The organism is Sphingopyxis sp. BE235, assembly GCF_031457175.1.
Classification (GTDB): Bacteria; Pseudomonadota; Alphaproteobacteria; order Sphingomonadales; family Sphingomonadaceae; genus Sphingopyxis.
In genome coordinates, this window is sequence record NZ_JAVDWC010000006.1 from 181,506 (window position 1) to 196,760 (window position 15,255).

Here is a 15,255-nt window from a genome sequence, read left to right on the forward strand (position 1 = left end):
CGATGCGACTGCCGACGACGCGACCGCGATGGCCGAACAGGCTGCCGAAGGCGGCCCGGCCGAAGAAGCTCCGGCCGCTCCGGTCGCCGAAGAAGCGCCCGCTGAAGAAGCTGGTGAAGAAAAGGCTGAAGGCTAAGCCTTGGCCGACGCGAATCGCCCCGTCACCCTCGCCGCCATCGCCGGCGCGCATGGGGTACGGGGCGAGGTGCGCCTCAAATTGTTCGGCGAAGGCGCGGAGGCTCTCCGCGCCTTTTCCGTTTTTGAAGCCGGCGAGCGCAAGCTCACGCTGAAATCGGTGCGCCCGGCGAATCAGGGCGCGGTCGCGACCTTTGCCGAGGTCACCGACCGCAGCGGCGCCGAGGCGCTGCGCGGCACCCTCCTCACCGTCCCGCGCTCGGCGCTGCCGCCCTTGGGCGAGGGCGAATATTATCACCACGACCTGCTCGGCCTGCCGTGCGTGTCGACCGATGGCACGGCGATCGGCCATGTCGCCGCGATCGAGAATTTCGGCGCGGGTGACATCCTCGAAATCGAGAAGGCGGCCGAGCCCGGCAAAAAGGCCGCGCGCTTCATGGTGCCGATGACCGCACAGGCGGTGCCGGCATGGAACGACGACGGCGTGACGATCGACGCGGCGTTCGTCGAGTAACGGATAGTCCCATCCTTCCATCGTCACCCCGGGCTTGACCCGGGGTCCCGCTTCTTCGGCACATCGGTGACCGAAGCGGGTTGACCTCAAGAGCGGGACCCCGGATCAAGTCCGGGGTGACGGACAAGGAAATGTCGCGTCAGCTTGTCCAGGGAGGATCGTCATGCGCTTGAAATCGGGTCTCGTTTTTGCCGTCATTCTTGGCGTTTCCGTACCCTCCACCGCGCAAGAACCAACTCCCAAAACCCTCGGCCAGCTCGCCCCCGAAATCGACGCGCTTTTCGCCAGATTCCAGACCGAGCAGCATGTGCCCGGCGTCGTCTATGGCGTCGTCAAGGACGGCAAGCTGGCCTATGTGAAGGGCCTTGGCGTCCAGAACATCACCGACAAGCGCCCCGTCACCCCCGACAGCCTGTTCCGCATCGCCTCGATGACCAAGGCGTTCACTGCGCTGTCGATCCTGAAGCTGCGCGACGACGGCAAGCTCCGCCTCGATGACCTCGCCGAACAATATGTGCCCGAAATGAAGGGCTGGACCTATCCGACCAAGGACAGCCCCCGCATCCGGGTGCGCGACCTGCTCCAGCATGTCGGCGGCTTTGTCACCGACGATCCATGGGGCGACCGCCAGCAGGTGCTGCCCCAGGAGGACTTCACCCGGATGATCGCGGCGGGGGTGCCGTTCAGCCGCGTGCCGCAGAGCAGCCACGAATATTCGAACTTCGGCTATGCGCTGCTTGGGCGGATCGTGACCAACGCCTCGGGCATGCCTTACACCGACTATGTCCAGCGGACGATCCTGACCCCGCTCGGCATGACGAGCAGCGGCTTCGACGCGCCCAAAGCGCCCAAGGCGCGCTACGCGCTCGGTTATCGCTGGGAGAATGAGCGCTGGACCGCCGAGCCCGAGATGGTCAACGGCGCGTTCAACAGCATGGGCGGGTTGCAGGTCAGCGCGAACGACTATGCCAAATGGGTGGCCTTCCTGCTTTCTGCGTGGCCCGCGCGCGACGATGCGGACAATGGCCCGGTCAAGCGCGCCACCGTTCGCGAGATCGCACAGGGGTTGAACTTCGTTTCGGTCGTCAACCGCACCGGCGCGAGCGGTGCCGACGCGTGCAAGCTGTCGAGCGCCTATGGCATGGGCTGGCGCGTCGCGCAGGATTGCGATCTCGGCCTGACGCTCGCGCACGGCGGCGGTTATCCGGGTTATGGCAGCCATGTGATGCTGATGCCCGATCACGGCGTCGGGGTGTTCGCGCTGTCGAACCGCACCTACGCCGGCCCGTCGGGCCCCGCATGGGACACCGCGGTCGCGATGGACAAGGCGGGGCTGCTCGAAACACGCGCCGTGCCGGTGTCGCCTGCGGTGGCGGACGCCTATGCGGCGGCAAGGGCGGCTTATGCCGCGGGCGATCTTGGCCCGCTGCAGGGCAAGCTCGCGATGAACTTCCTGCTCGACCGCTCGGCCGACAATTGGAGGGCCGAATTTGCGAAATTGAAGGCGGAGGTGGGCGCGTGCCCGACCGACGAACCGCCCATGCCGACGGGCGCGATGTCGACCACCTTCCGCCTCAATTGCGCGAAGGGCAAGCTCGACGGAATTTTGCTGCTCGCGCCCACGACGCCCGCCACGATCCAGGCGCTGCGTTTTCGCGTGGTGCCGCCCGAGGCGCGCTGATGTCGACGGGGTGGGGCCTTTAGCAAGGGACGGCCCCACCCCGTTTCGCCCTGGACCTTGAGGGGAGGGGCAGGGATTCTTATCGCGCCCGGCGCGGACGCACGCCGCAGCGTGCGGCGACGCGGGTGAAGACGCTGTCTTCGCCCGGCGCGCTCGGCACCGCGATCCATTCGCCGAGGCGGCGGAACGGGGTCGCGAGCCAGTGGAGGCCGCGGGCGATATCGGCGCTGAAATGATCATGACCGTCATTCCAAACGCGCATGAACTGCTCGTCTTTCATCGTTCATCTCCTTTCGCTTGATGTTGCCTAGATGCACTTCCCGGCATCGCTCCGCCAACAAAAGGCGTAGACCATATTATAAGCTGAGCTTATAAGGTGGCATGTCCCGCCTGCCGCCCCTCGCCGCCGTACGCACCTTCGAAGCCGCCGGTCGGTTGCAGAATTTCTCGCGCGCGGCCGAGGAGCTGGGGCTGACGCAGGCCGCGGTGAGTTATCAAATCCGCCAATTGGAAGACCGCCTCGGCCGCGCGCTGTTCGTGCGCGAGAAAGGCCGCGTGCGGCTCTCCGAAACGGGCCAGCGGCTGCTCCCCGCGATCAGCAACGCCTTCGCGACGATGGGCGACGCCTTCGCCGCGCTCGGCAGCGACGAGGCGGACGTGCTGACGATCAACGCCGCGACCAGCTTCGGCGGCACCTGGCTCAGCGCGCGCATCGGCAGCTTTCAGCTCCAATATCCCGAACTCGCGGTGCGCATGGCGATGAGCAACGATCTGATCGATTTCGATGCCTCGAACGTCGACGTCGCGATCCGCATCGGCAAGGGCGTCTGGCCCGGGCTGCGCAGCGACTTCCTGATGCGCCAATATCTCGCGCCGATCGCCTCGCCGGCCTTTATCGAAGAACATGACATTCGCGAGCCCGCCGATCTGCTGCGCGTCCAGCGGCTGGCGCCGAACGACAGCTGGTGGGCCGAATGGTTCGCCTTGGCCGGCGTGGCGAGGCCGCCGGCGTCGACACGGCGCGGGATCGAACTCGACAGCCAGTTGCAGGAAGGCAGCGCGGTGCAGGCGGGCTTCGGCGTCGCGATGATGACCCCGCTCTATTGGCAGGGCGAACTCGCGAGCGGGCGGATGGTCCAGCCCTTCGACACGCTCTATGTCTCGGCCTCGTCGGGCATGTGGCTCGTCCACCGCGACAATCGCGTCGGGGTGCGTAAGATCGAGCGCTTCCGCGAATGGCTGCACGCCGAAATCGAGAAGGATCGCCACCTGCTCACCGACGCGCTATTGGAGCCGCCGTCGCCGCCCGAACTGCGCTAGCGCCTCGCGCGGCGTTTCAACATGCTCGGCGCCCGGCGATAGACCTGCTGGAAAGCCGCGTTGAACGACCGCACGCTGCCAAAACCCGCCGCCAGCGCGATGTCGGTCATGCCCAGGTCGGTGGTATCGATCAGTCGCTTCGCGCGCTGGATGCGCGCGGTGCGCGCGGCGGCCAGCGGTGTCGTGTCGAGATGGCGGCGGAACAGCCGCGTCAGGTGGCGGGCGCCGATGCCGAGCCGCCCGGCCAGCGCCTCGACGTCGGCCTCGTCGAGCGCGCCGTCCTCGATCAGCCGCAGCGCGCGATCGACGGTCGCGCGGGTCCCGTTCCACGCCGGCGAGCGCGGCGCCGTCTCCGGCCGGCAGCGAAGGCAGGGGCGAAAGCCCGCGCGCTCGGCCGCCGCCGCGCTGCGATAATAGCTGACGTTGCGCGAGAGCGGCTGGCGCACCGGGCAGACCGGGCGGCAATAGATGCCGGTCGATTTGACCGCGATGAAGATAATTCCGTCATAGGCCGGATCGCGCGCATAGCGCACCCGTTCGCACAGCGCGAAATCGAGGTCGGGTTCGTCGGGCGGTGTCATGCGCCCTTTATACGGAAATCGGCCGCGCTTGTCCGGGGGTGTCGGTGACCGCGTCCGATTCCTGCCAGCGATGGCGCGGCGACGCCGCTATCATCGGCGGCATACCCAGAGCAGGAGCAAGCCCGATGGCCTCGATCCACCACGACATCTTCATTGCCGCCGACCCCGCCACGATCTGGGACGCTGCACGCGACGTCGGCCGGCTCCACGACCGGCTCGTCCCCGGGTTCGTCGCTGCCACCGAAATGCTCGAAGGCGATGGCGCGCCGGTACGCCGTGTCACCTTTGCGAACGGCGCGGTGGCCGACGAAACGATCGTCTCGGTCGACGATGACCGCCGCCGCCTCGTCTGGGCGATCAAGGCGTTCGAACATCATAATGGCGTGCTCGAAGTCGCCGGGGCCGAAGGCGGCGCGCGCGTGCGCTGGACCGCCGACATCCTGCCCGATGCGCTCGCGCAGCAGGTCGCGCCGATGATGGCAGAGGGGCTCGCGCGCATGAAGGCGCATATGGAGCGCGTGCGCGTCGACAGCTGACGCTTGCCAAGCGGGGGCAGTGGGCGGCATGGGGTGGCATGACCTTCACCGCCGTCCCCCTTACGCTTTACCCAGACATGTTCCCCGGCCCGCTGGGGCACAGCATGGCGGGGCGCGCGCTCGAAAGCGGGACGTGGCATTGCGCGCCGGTGCAGATCCGCGATTTCGCGACCGATAAGCATCGCACCGTCGACGACACGCCGGCGGGCGGCGGCGCGGGGATGGTGCTCAAGGCCGACGTGCTCGGCGCCGCGATCGACCATGCGGTGGCGGCGCATCCGGACCTCCCGATCCTCGCGATGACCCCGCGCGGCGCGCCGATCACGCAGGCGCGCGTCCGCCAGCTTTCCGCCGGCCCGGGCGCAATCATCCTCTGCGGCCGCTTCGAGGGATTCGACGAACGCATCTTCGACGCGCGGCCGATCGAAGAGGTGTCGATGGGCGACATCATATTGTCGGGCGGCGAGATGGGGGCGCTGTTGCTGCTCGACGCTTGCATTCGGCTGCTTCCCGGCGTAATGGGCGCGGCTTCAAGCGGTGACGACGAATCGTTCGAAAACGGTTTGCTCGAATATCCGCACTATACCCGGCCCGTAAATTGGGAAGGGCGCACGATCCCCGAAGTGCTGCGATCGGGGGATCATGCGAAGATCGCGGCCTGGCGGAAACAACAGGCGGAAGATCACACACGGTTACGCAGGCCGGACCTTTGGGAGCGTCATGTCGATGCTCGGGCCCGACCTGCCTCTGGCGCGCGGCGAAAAGAAAAGGACTAGAGGACATGAACCTCATCCAGACGATCGAAGCCGAAGAAATCGCCAAAGCGGCGAAGACCATTCCGACTTTCCGTCCCGGCGACACGCTGAAGGTCGGCGTGAAGGTGGTCGAAGGCGAACGCACTCGCGTCCAGAATTTCGAAGGCGTGTGCATCGCACGCTCGAACAAGGGCATGGGCTCCAACTTCACCGTGCGCAAAATGTCGTTCGGCGAAGGTGTCGAGCGCGTGTTCCCGCTCTATTCGCCCAACATCGACAGCATTACCGTCATCCGCAAGGGTGCCGTGCGTCGTGCGAAGCTTTACTATCTTCGTGGCCGCACTGGTAAATCGGCGCGTATTGCGGAGCGCCGCGAATACCGGTCGGAAGCCGGCGAAGGCTAAGGAGAGCTTCTCCTCTACAAAGCCGAAACAGCTTTCAAAAACGACCGGTTCCGCCAACAGGCAGAGCCGGTCGTTTTCTTTTGGGCAAAGCGAATTTCATGCAGCAGTCCGTCCTCCCGTTCCAGCCGACGCGGCGCGCCTTTCTTGGCGCGGTGCCCCTTGGTCTTTTTGGCCTGTTCGGCGTGTCGGGCGAGGCGGTGGCGCTCACCAATGCGCAGCGCATCGTCGCGGCGGCGCGGCGGCAGGTCGGTGTGACGCTGTCCTATGATCCGGCCTATACCGTGCTGCGCTTCCCGAACGGCGATGTCGACCGCGCGAAGGGCGTTTGCACCGATGTCGTGATCCGCGCCTTCCGCGATGCGCTCGGCGCCGACCTGCAGGCGCTTGTAAATGCCGACATGCGCGCCAATTTTGCAGCCTATCCGAAGAATTGGGGATTGGGGCGCCCCGACCGCAACATCGACCACCGCCGCGTTCCCAACCTCGCGACCTATTGGCGGCGGCAGGGCGCCTCGCTGCCCGTAACGACCAACCCTGCCGACTGGCGCCCGGGCGACATCTTCACCGCGATGGTGGGTGGCCGTCTGCCGCACACCGGCATCGTGTCCGACCGCAAGGATACGACCGGCGTGCCGCTCGTCCTCCACAATATCGGTGGCGGGACGCGCGAGGAGGATGCGCTGTTCGACCATAAGCTGACCGGCCATTTCCGCTGGAAAGTCTGAATTATCGTAACGTTTTCAACCGAGTTCTTGCCTTGAGGAGTGAGTAAATGGGTTATCGTATCGTTGTCGCCGGAGCCACGGGCAATGTCGGGCGCGAAGTGCTCGCCATTCTCGCCGAGCGCGAATTTCCGATCGACGAACTGGCAGCGGTCGCATCGTCGCGCAGTCAGGGCACCGACGTCGAAATCGGCGACAGCGGCCGCACCGTCAAATGCCAGAATATCGACAATTTCGACTGGGCCGGCTGGGACATGGCGATCTTTGCGATCGGCAGCGACGCGACCGCGATCCACGCGCCGAAGGCTGCCGCGGCGGGCTGCGTCGTGATCGACAATAGTTCGCTCTATCGCATGGACCCCGACGTGCCGCTGATCGTGCCCGAGGTGAACCCCGACGCGATCGACGGTTATACGAAGCGCAACATCATCGCGAACCCGAACTGCTCGACCGCGCAGATGGTCGTCGCGCTGAAGCCGCTCCACGATGTGGCCAAGATCAAGCGCGTCGTCGTCTCGACCTATCAGTCGGTGTCGGGCGCGGGCAAGTCGGGCATGGACGAACTGTGGAACCAGACGCGCCAGATCTTTGTCGGCGACGAAAAGGACGTGCAGAAGTTCACCAAGCAGATCGCCTTCAATGTCATCCCGCACATCGACAAGTTCCTCGACGACGGCTCAACCAAGGAAGAGTGGAAGATGGTCGTCGAAACCAAGAAGATCCTCGATCCGAAGATCAAGGTCACCGCGACCTGCGTCCGCGTCCCCGTCTTCGTCGGCCACTCGGAAGCGATCAACATCGAGATGGAAGACGAGCTGTCGGCCGAGGATGCGCAGCGCATCCTGCGCGAAGCCCCCGGCGTCGTGCTCCACGACAAGCGCGAGGACGGCGGTTACATCACCCCCGTCGAATGCGTCGGCGATTTCGCGACCTTCGTGTCGCGCGTGCGTGAGGACCCGACGGTCGAAAACGGCCTCAACCTCTGGTGCGTCAGCGACAACCTCCGCAAGGGCGCGGCGCTGAACGCGGTGCAAATCGCCGAATTGCTGGGGCGGCGTCACCTGAAGAAGGGCTGAAAGTAGAGTTGGTGTGCCCCTGCGAAGGCAGGGGCCCATCACCTAAGGTTCCGGCACCATGCCGCGGTTCCTTTTGAAGGGCGACGGCGGGAGATGGACCCCTGCCTTCGCAGGGGTACGGCTTCGCGGCATCTCGACTTCGCTCGATGCGAACGGATAAGAGGGGCAGATGACTAGCCCCTACGCCTTCACCCACGCCCTCTGCCGCGCTCCCGCCCGTTCGGCGGTGAGCGGCATCCGCGCCAACGGCGGTCCCGACCCCGACTTCGCCGTCCTCGCCGCCGAACATGAATCCTATGTTAGCGCGCTCCGCGACCTCGGCCTCGCCGTCGAAGTCCTGCCGCCGCTCGACGATTTCCCCGACGCGCTGTTCACCGAAGACGTCGCGCTGACCTTTCCCGAGGGCGCGATCCTGCTTCGCCCCGGCGCACCGAGCCGCGCGGGCGAAGTCGCGCATATCCGCGAGGCGCTCGCGGCGCGCCACGCCACTTTGCTCGAAATGACCGGCTCCGGCCATGTCGACGGCGGCGATGTGCTGCGCCTTGCCGACCGCGTGCTTATCGGCCTGTCCGACCGCACCGACCGCGCGGGCGCCACCGAACTCGCGGCTTTGCTCGAGCGGCTCGGTTATCGCGCCCAGATCGCGGTGACACCCGCGGGCGTGCTCCATTTCAAGACCGGCTGCAGCCTGATCGACGAAAGCACGATCCTCGCCGTACCCGCGATGCGCGATTGCCCCGAATTTGCGGGCCTCGAAGTCGTGCTGACTCCGACCGGCGAGGAAGGCGCGGCGAATATCCTGCGCGTACGCGATACCGTCCTCATCGGCGCGCGCTGGCTGGCGACGCAGGCGATGCTGGCGGCGCGCGACGTATCTTTCCGCCCGATGGCGACCGACCAGATCGCGCGCATCGACGCCGGGCTCAGCTGCATGTCGCTGCGCTGGTGACGCATCGAAAATCGCTGTCCTACAATATCTTGCTGCATTAGGTCTTCGGCATGATGAAAGCCCTGACGCCGCGCCCGATACATGCATTTGCGAGTGAAGTTAGGCAGTTTTCCGCCCTTTCTGCCTTGACGGATTTCGATCGATGACGGCCGGTTCGGCGCCCTCAAAAGCGCAAAGGCCGCTGATCGGCCTGCTCCTTGCGCTCCTCCTCCTCGCGCAGATCGACCAGCCCTATCCCGAGGTCGCGCTGCTCCAGCATATCCCGACGATGCTGCTGATCGTTGCGGCGCCCTGGCTGCTCCGCCGCTGGCCGCTATCGACGCCAGCCGTCACGTGCATCGTCGCCTTCATGGCGCTGCACACGCTCGGCGGGCGCTACGCCTACAGCAATGTCCCCTATGACGACTGGGCGCGCGCGCTGACCGGCACCAGCCTCTCCGACACCTTTGGATGGACGCGCAACCATTATGACCGGCTCGTCCATTTTGCCTTCGGCGCGCTGTCGGTCATCCCCGTCGCCGAAATCGCACGGCGCTGGGGTGGTCTCGGCCCGCGCGGTGCGGCCTTAACCGTGCTTGGTTGGGTCTTGGCGATCTCAAGCCTCTACGAAATCTTCGAATGGCTGCTCACCATCGTCGCGGCGGGCGAAACCGCCGATCGCTACAATGGGCAGCAGGGCGATATCTGGGACGCGCAAAAGGATATGGCGCTGGCAACGCTCGGTGCGATATTGGGGATGGCGATGGGGCGGATCGTCAGGAACAGGAGATAGGCATGCGCAAGTTCACGACCCTCGCGATGGTGGCGCTGCTCGCCGCGTGCAAACCCGCCGCCGAAAAGACCCCCGTCGACGCCGATCCCGTCGCTCCCACGGTGCCCGAGGCGAAGGCCGACGGGCCGAACGCGGCGACCACCGCGGTCAGCCTCGACGGCGAGGGGCTGCGCTTCGTCGACACGAACAGCGGCAAGACCAGCCTGCTCGCCTTCGGCGTCCCGCGCGCGCAGGCGGAGGCCGCGCTCGCCAATGTCGCGGGCAAGGAAGACGACCGCAGCACCAACGAGGAATGCGGCGCGGGATCGATGGAATTCACGCGCTACGACGCGATGACGCTCAATTTCCAGGACGGCAAATTCGCCGGCTGGTTCCTCGGCAACGAACCCGGCGCCGACAGCTATTCGACGATGAGCGGCATCGCCATCGGCACGACGCGCGCCAAGGCGAAGGAATCGGTGACGATCGTCGACCTCGAGGACAGCACGCTGGGCGAGGAATTCAGCATCGGCACCGGCGACAAGGTGATCGGCGGCATGTTCGCCGCGCCCGGCGACGCGGCGAAGATCGACGCGCTGTTTGCCGGCACCAACTGCTTCTTCCGCTGATATGGCGCGGGAAATCACCGGCGGCTGCCGCTGCGGCCAACTGCGTTACAGCTTCGAGCAGGACGGGCCGCTCCTCAACTATTGCTGCCACTGTCTCGATTGCCAGAAATCGACCGCGAGCGCCTTTGCCGATCAGCTGATCGTATCGACCGACGCTTTGACACTCACGGGACGAAGCGTGACATTCTCGACCGAGCGCCCGTCGGGCGGGACGACGAACAACCAGCATTGCCCCGACTGTTTCAGCCGCGTGTGCAATGCGAACACCGTCTATCCCGCGATGACCATCGTGCGCGCCGGCACGCTCGACGATCCCTCGGAGCTTGAGCCTTTCGCGCACATCTGGGTCAAGCGAAAGCGTGGATGGATCGCGATCGCTGAAGGCGTGCCGACCTTCGACGAAAGCCCCGATCCGATGGAGTTCATGCGCTTTGCAACGGAGCGACGCGGCGCCTGATGCGTCAGTGCCCCATATCCGCCGCCGACGCTTTCGGCCCGCCCGGTTTCGGCGGGCGTAGCAACAGCACCAGCGGCACCGACGCCAGCGTCACCCACATCATCGCCCAAAAATCGTCGATATAGGCGACCATCGCGGCCTGCCGGTTGATCTCGGCATTGACCATCGCCATCGCCGTGTCGCCCGCGATGCCGAAGCGGTCCGCGGTCGACGGGTCGAGCAGGCTGACCGAGCTGTTGGTAACATGCGCCGCCAGATCCGCGTGGCTCCGCTGGATGTTCGACCCGAGCAGGGTGGTGACGATCGAGATGCCGACCGACGCGCCGAGGCTCCGGAACAGGTTGAGCAGGCTCGACCCGTCGGTGCGATATTGCGGCTGGATCGTCGCGAACGCCATGGTGTTCAAGGGAATGAAGATCAGCCCCATGCCGAGGCCCTGCACCAGCCCGCTGATGATCACCGGCTGCATCCCCATCGCGAGCGACCAGTGGCTCATCTGCCATAACGAATAGGCCGCGGTGAGGAGCCCGGTGCCGACCAGCCAGCGCGCGTCGATCTTGCCGAGCAATTGTCCCGCGACCCACATGCTCGCAAGGATGCCGATCCCGCGCAGCGCGAGCGCGACCCCGGTGTCGATCACCGGCCAGCCGAACAGATTCTGCAGCATCGGCGGCAGCAGCGCCATCGATGCGAACATCACGACGCCGATTACGACCATGAAGCCCATCGCGGTGACGAGGTTGCGGTCGGCGAGCATCTTGCGGCTGAACAGCGGCGCGCGCGCGGTGAACATATGGACGATGAACATCCACAGGCAGGAGACGGCGACGCCCATTTCGATCCAGATTTCCATGCTGTCGAACCAGTCCTGATGCGCGCCGCGGTCGAGCATCAGTTGGAGCGCGGCGAGGCCGAGCGCGAGCATCGAAAAACCGAACAGGTCGAAGCGCCGTGTGACGCTTCGCGTCTTGGGCAGCAGCGCCCACATCATCGCGAGCGTGATGAGCCCGACGGGCAGGTTGACGTAAAAGACCCAGCGCCAGTTGACGCTTTCGGTCAGCCAGCCGCCCAATATCGGGCCCAGGATCGGCCCGATCATGATCCCCATGCCCCAGATCGACATCGCGCGCGCGTGGCGTTCGGGCGGATTGATGTCGAGCATCACCGATTGCGACAGCGGCCCGATAAAGGCGGCGCTGACCCCTTGCAGGAAACGGAAGGCGACCATCTGTTCGAGCGTCTGCGCGGCGCCGCACGCCATCGACGCGACGATGAAACCCGCGACCGCGGCCATGAACAATTCGCGCCGCCCGATCCGGTCGGCGAGCCAGCCGGTGATCGGCATCGCGACCGCCGATGCGAGGATATAGCTCGTCAGCACCCACGTCACCGTCTCGCTCGTCGCGCCCAATGCCGACTGCATGTGCGGGATCGCGACGTTGGCGATCGTCGTGTCGAGGATCTGCATGATCGACGCGCCCATGACGGCGACGGTCAGCAGCCCGCGATAGCGCACGCGTTCGTGCAGCGGGATCGACTCGTCGTCGGGGAGCGCCGCGGCGGACGGCCGGCGGGGAAGGGCATTGCTCGCCACGGGACCTTACTTCGTAATCACCCGCACATCGGCCGACAGCCCCGCGATCATGTCGCGCGCGGGCTTTTCGTCGAAGGCGATGCGCACCGGCACGCGCTGCGTCACCTTGACCCAGTTGCCGGTCGCATTCTGCGCGGGCAGCACCGAAAATTCGCTGCCGGTGCCCGCGCCGATCGTCAGCACATGGCCGCGCACCTTCACGCCGGGATAGGCGTCGAAGCTGATTTCGGCGCGCTGGCCGACGCGCATGTCGGCAAGGTCGGTTTCCTTGAAATTGGCCTCGACCCACGGATGCGCGGTATCGACGAGCGTCACCGCGGGAAGCCCGGCGACCATCATCTGGCCGACCTGCAGCCGGTCCGACTGCGCGATACGGCCGGCGCTCGGCGCGCGAACCGTCGTGCGGCCCATGTTCACCTCGGCCTGCGACCGCTGGACGCGCGCCGCCTCGACCTGCGGGTTGATCCCGCTCGATGGGCCGGCGGCGAGCTTGGTGCGGGCTTCCGCGGCGGCGGCTTCGGCTTGACGTACGCTCTCGCGCGCCTGCTGGAGCGCGTGGCGCGACGCGTCATAGGCGGCTTTGGTCGTGAAGCCCTTTTCCATCAACGCCGCCTGCCGCTCGAAAGTGACCTGCGCGAACTTCACATCCTCACGTGCCGCGGCGATGTCGACGCTCGACGTTTTCGCGCTCGCCGAGAGGTTGCCGACCTCGACCTCGGCGGCGTCGATCGCCGCGGTCGCCTGCGCGACGGTCAGCGCATAGGGTTCACCGTCGATGCGGAACAGCAGCTGGCCTTTCGCGACCTGCTGGCCGTCGCGCACCGCGACTTCGGTGATCCGTCCGCCGACTTCGGCGGCGACCGACACCTTGTCCATCTGCACATAGGCGTTGTCGGTCGACACCGACCCGCCGCTCGTCAGCCACCAGCCGGCGCCGCCCGCGATCAGAGCGAAGGGCAGGCCGAACATCAGGATGCGCGTGCGCCAGCTTGCCTTGGGCGCGGCCTCGTTTTCGAGTGCCGGGTTCGGCAAGGGGTCGGCCTTTGGCGCGGCCTTGGGCGGCGTCACCTTTTCGGCCTTCGGGCGGGATGGGGAGAGCTGGTCCATCAAACGGTCTCTTCTTCTTTTTGGCATATACGGCGGGACAAATTGGCGCGAACGCGTTCGACAAGATCGATCAGCTGGTCGCGCTCGGCGTCGCTCAGCCCTTCGGTGGCTTCGGCGGTCAGCGCGTCGGCCATCTCGCGCATCCCGCCGAGCAGGTCGCCCGCGCGGGGGGTCAGATAGAGCCGCCACGCGCGGCGGTCGGCAGGGTCGGCGCGGCGCTCGACCAGCTCGCTTTCGACCAACCGGTCGACCATGCGCGACAAGGTAATCGGCTCGACCTCGATCAGCTCGGCGAGCGGCCCCTGACGGATGCCTTCGTGGCGCTTGAGATAGGTAATCAGCCGCCATTGCAGCGCGGTAATGCCGCTGCCCTTCGTGCGCGCGTTGAACGAACGGCGAAACAGCCGCGCCGTGTCGTTCAGCAGGAATCCGATGGTTTCACTCATGGACTAGGATATAATAGCAATTGCTACTATTTTCAACATCCGGATGTTGCGGCCAACAATCTCGAATCCGGTGTAAATTTTCTTTACACTGCTTGCGCCGCGCGTGTTTTTCGGCAGGATGACGTCATGAGTTTGACCGCAGACCTCTTCTGGTCCTTTCGCTCGCCGTACAGCTATCTCGCTATCGGCCGTTATCGTGCGCTCGCCGCCAGCCACGATGTGACGATCAACCTGCGGCCCGTTTATCCGCTCGCGATCCGCCAGCCCGACTTTTTCGAGCGCAACCATCCCAACTGGCTAAGCTATACGGTGCGCGACATGATCCGCGTCGCGCAATTTCATGGCATTCCCTTCGGTCCGCCGCGTCCCGACCCGATCGTGCAGGACATGGCGACACGCACGATCGCGGCCGAGCAGCCCTATATCTATCGCCTGACGCGGCTCGGGCAGGCGGCATCGCGGCGCGGCAAGAGCCTTGCCTTCGCGCACGAGGCGGCGCAGCTCATCTGGGGCGGCGCGCAGGACTGGCACCTCGGCGATCATCTGGCGGGTGCGGCGAAGCGCGCGGGCCTTGACCTGGCCGAACTCGATGCCGAAGCCGTCAGCGACGCCGAGCTACTCGACAATGAAATCGCCGCCAACCAGGTCGCGCTCGAAATCGCCGGTCATTGGGGCGTGCCAACCCTGGTGTTCGATGGCGAACCCTTTTTCGGGCAGGACCGCATCGAAATGGCGAAGTGGCGCATGGAGCAAAAGGGCCTGCGCCCACGCTGATCGGCGCTTGCCGAACCGGGCGTGAAGGGCGCATAGCGCGGCGCATGACGATCGAACCTCAATATTTCGAGGCGCGCGACGGCGTGCGGCTGGCGTGGCGCGAGATGGGTCCAGAAACGGGGGGCGGGCGGCCGCTGTTGCTGCTCCACGGCCTGTTTTCGAGCGGCGAGGTCAACTGGATCAAGTTCGGCACTGCCGCGCGCGTCGCATCCGAGGGCTATCGCGTGATCATGCCCGATCTGCGCGTCCACGGGTCGAGCGACGCGCCGCACGAGGAGGAATATTATCCGTCCGACGTGCTCGTGCGCGACCTTGAGGATCTGGTGGCACATCTGGGCCTGACCGATTTCGACCTCGGCGGCTTTTCGCTCGGCGCGCGCACCAGCGTCCGCACGGTCGTCGCGGGGATGAAGCCGCGCCGGCTGATCCTCGGTGGCATGGGGCTCGCGGGCCTCGCCGGCTGGCAGCGGCGCGGGCAATTCTTCAAGCGCGTCATCGCCGAATATGAGACGGCGAAGCGCGGCGACGACACATGGCTGTCGATCCAGTTCATGAAAACGATGAAGGTCGATCGCATCGCCGCGGGGCATCTGCTCGACAGCTTCACCGACACGGCGCCCGCTATGCTGGCGGCGATCACGATGCCGACGCTCGTCGTGTGCGGTGCTGACGATCAGGACAATGGTTCGGCGCCCGAACTCGTCGCCGCTCTCGCCGACGCGCGGCTCGCGACGATCCCGGGCACGCATATGTCGAGCGTAACCCAACCCGAGCTGGGCGAGGCGATCGCTGCCTTTCTCGCGGCTTGACCGGACTCGCGGCAA

19 protein-coding genes are annotated in these 15,255 nt (G+C 65.9%); 14 read left to right on the top strand and 5 right to left on the bottom strand.

Annotation, left to right across the window (positions count from 1 at the left end):
- Window positions 1-139: 139 nt before the first annotated feature.
- Window positions 140-649, top strand: a complete 510-nt coding sequence (gene rimM / locus J2X38_RS21185; RefSeq protein ID WP_310257237.1) for a ribosome maturation factor RimM — start codon at window positions 140-142, stop codon at window positions 647-649.
- Between the two features lie 163 nt (window positions 650-812).
- Window positions 813-2,330, top strand: a complete 1,518-nt coding sequence (locus J2X38_RS21190) for a serine hydrolase domain-containing protein (RefSeq protein ID WP_310257239.1) — start codon at window positions 813-815, stop codon at window positions 2,328-2,330.
- 79 nt (window positions 2,331-2,409) lie between these two features.
- On the opposite strand, the gene J2X38_RS21195 is transcribed toward J2X38_RS21190, so the two are convergent.
- On the bottom strand, window positions 2,410-2,610 hold the full coding sequence (locus J2X38_RS21195; protein WP_058537761.1) for a hypothetical protein: 201 nt from the start codon (window positions 2,608-2,610) through the stop codon (window positions 2,410-2,412).
- 101 nt (window positions 2,611-2,711) lie between these two features.
- Here J2X38_RS21195 and J2X38_RS21200 point away from each other — a divergent pair, with 101 nt between their 5' ends.
- Window positions 2,712-3,650, top strand: coding sequence for a LysR substrate-binding domain-containing protein (locus tag J2X38_RS21200; protein ID WP_058537762.1), 939 nt, complete (start codon window positions 2,712-2,714; stop codon window positions 3,648-3,650).
- On the opposite strand, the gene J2X38_RS21205 is transcribed toward J2X38_RS21200, so the two are convergent.
- Complete coding sequence (locus J2X38_RS21205; RefSeq protein ID WP_058537763.1) at window positions 3,647-4,231, bottom strand: bifunctional transcriptional activator/DNA repair enzyme AdaA; 585 nt, start codon at window positions 4,229-4,231, stop codon at window positions 3,647-3,649. The two genes, J2X38_RS21200 and J2X38_RS21205, sit on opposite strands and share 4 nt — an antisense overlap.
- Window positions 4,232-4,356: 125 nt before the next feature.
- Here J2X38_RS21205 and J2X38_RS21210 point away from each other — a divergent pair, with 125 nt between their 5' ends.
- The 9 genes from J2X38_RS21210 to J2X38_RS21250 all read left to right on the top strand — a co-directional run bounded on the left by J2X38_RS21210 (window position 4,357) and on the right by J2X38_RS21250 (window position 10,510).
- Window positions 4,357-4,767, top strand: coding sequence for an SRPBCC family protein (locus tag J2X38_RS21210; protein ID WP_310257242.1), 411 nt, complete (start codon window positions 4,357-4,359; stop codon window positions 4,765-4,767).
- A gap of 38 nt (window positions 4,768-4,805) precedes the next feature.
- The gene (gene trmD / locus J2X38_RS21215; protein WP_058537765.1) at window positions 4,806-5,543 is read left to right on the top strand and encodes a tRNA (guanosine(37)-N1)-methyltransferase TrmD; all 738 of its coding nucleotides are present in this window, start codon (window positions 4,806-4,808) and stop codon (window positions 5,541-5,543) included.
- A 5-nt stretch (window positions 5,544-5,548) separates the two neighbouring features.
- The gene (rplS, locus tag J2X38_RS21220; RefSeq protein ID WP_037513643.1) at window positions 5,549-5,926 is read left to right on the top strand and encodes a 50S ribosomal protein L19; all 378 of its coding nucleotides are present in this window, start codon (window positions 5,549-5,551) and stop codon (window positions 5,924-5,926) included.
- A 98-nt stretch (window positions 5,927-6,024) separates the two neighbouring features.
- Window positions 6,025-6,651 carry a DUF1287 domain-containing protein gene (locus J2X38_RS21225; protein WP_310257244.1) on the top strand — a complete coding sequence of 209 codons (627 nt, stop codon included), beginning with the start codon at window positions 6,025-6,027 and terminating at the stop codon, window positions 6,649-6,651.
- 47 nt (window positions 6,652-6,698) lie between these two features.
- Entirely contained in the window at window positions 6,699-7,724 is a 1,026-nt protein-coding gene (locus tag J2X38_RS21230; RefSeq protein WP_310257245.1) for an aspartate-semialdehyde dehydrogenase, read from the top strand.
- 169 nt (window positions 7,725-7,893) lie between these two features.
- Window positions 7,894-8,673 carry an arginine deiminase family protein gene (locus J2X38_RS21235; protein WP_310257247.1) on the top strand — a complete coding sequence of 260 codons (780 nt, stop codon included), beginning with the start codon at window positions 7,894-7,896 and terminating at the stop codon, window positions 8,671-8,673.
- A gap of 142 nt (window positions 8,674-8,815) precedes the next feature.
- Entirely contained in the window at window positions 8,816-9,445 is a 630-nt protein-coding gene (locus tag J2X38_RS21240) for a DUF2238 domain-containing protein (RefSeq protein ID WP_310257249.1), read from the top strand.
- Window positions 9,446-9,447: 2 nt separating this feature from the next.
- A complete protein-coding gene (locus J2X38_RS21245) occupies window positions 9,448-10,053 on the top strand; it encodes a hypothetical protein (RefSeq protein ID WP_310257251.1) in 606 nt (201 codons plus the stop codon).
- Window position 10,054: 1 nt separating this feature from the next.
- Complete coding sequence (locus tag J2X38_RS21250) at window positions 10,055-10,510, top strand: GFA family protein (RefSeq protein WP_310257253.1); 456 nt, start codon at window positions 10,055-10,057, stop codon at window positions 10,508-10,510.
- A 4-nt stretch (window positions 10,511-10,514) separates the two neighbouring features.
- Here J2X38_RS21250 and J2X38_RS21255 read toward each other — a convergent pair whose 3' ends face one another.
- Genes J2X38_RS21255 through J2X38_RS21265 form a run of 3 tightly spaced genes read right to left on the bottom strand, consistent with a single transcriptional unit; the run spans window position 10,515 to window position 13,657 of the window.
- Complete coding sequence (locus tag J2X38_RS21255) at window positions 10,515-12,104, bottom strand: MDR family MFS transporter (protein ID WP_310257255.1); 1,590 nt, start codon at window positions 12,102-12,104, stop codon at window positions 10,515-10,517.
- 6 nt (window positions 12,105-12,110) lie between these two features.
- Window positions 12,111-13,211: an HlyD family secretion protein gene (locus J2X38_RS21260; protein ID WP_310257257.1), complete on the bottom strand. Its 1,101-nt coding sequence runs from the start codon at window positions 13,209-13,211 to the stop codon at window positions 12,111-12,113.
- Window positions 13,211-13,657, bottom strand: a complete 447-nt coding sequence (locus tag J2X38_RS21265) for a MarR family winged helix-turn-helix transcriptional regulator (protein ID WP_058537771.1) — start codon at window positions 13,655-13,657, stop codon at window positions 13,211-13,213. The genes J2X38_RS21260 and J2X38_RS21265 overlap by 1 nt, the downstream gene beginning before the upstream one ends.
- Before the next feature lie 126 nt (window positions 13,658-13,783).
- Between J2X38_RS21265 and J2X38_RS21270 the strand changes: the two genes are divergently transcribed.
- The gene (locus tag J2X38_RS21270; RefSeq protein WP_310257259.1) at window positions 13,784-14,431 is read left to right on the top strand and encodes a 2-hydroxychromene-2-carboxylate isomerase; all 648 of its coding nucleotides are present in this window, start codon (window positions 13,784-13,786) and stop codon (window positions 14,429-14,431) included.
- Between the two features lie 44 nt (window positions 14,432-14,475).
- Window positions 14,476-15,240 (top strand): alpha/beta hydrolase, encoded by a 765-nt coding sequence (locus tag J2X38_RS21275; RefSeq protein WP_310257262.1) that lies wholly within the window; start codon window positions 14,476-14,478, stop codon window positions 15,238-15,240.
- Window positions 15,241-15,255 lie beyond the last annotated feature (15 nt).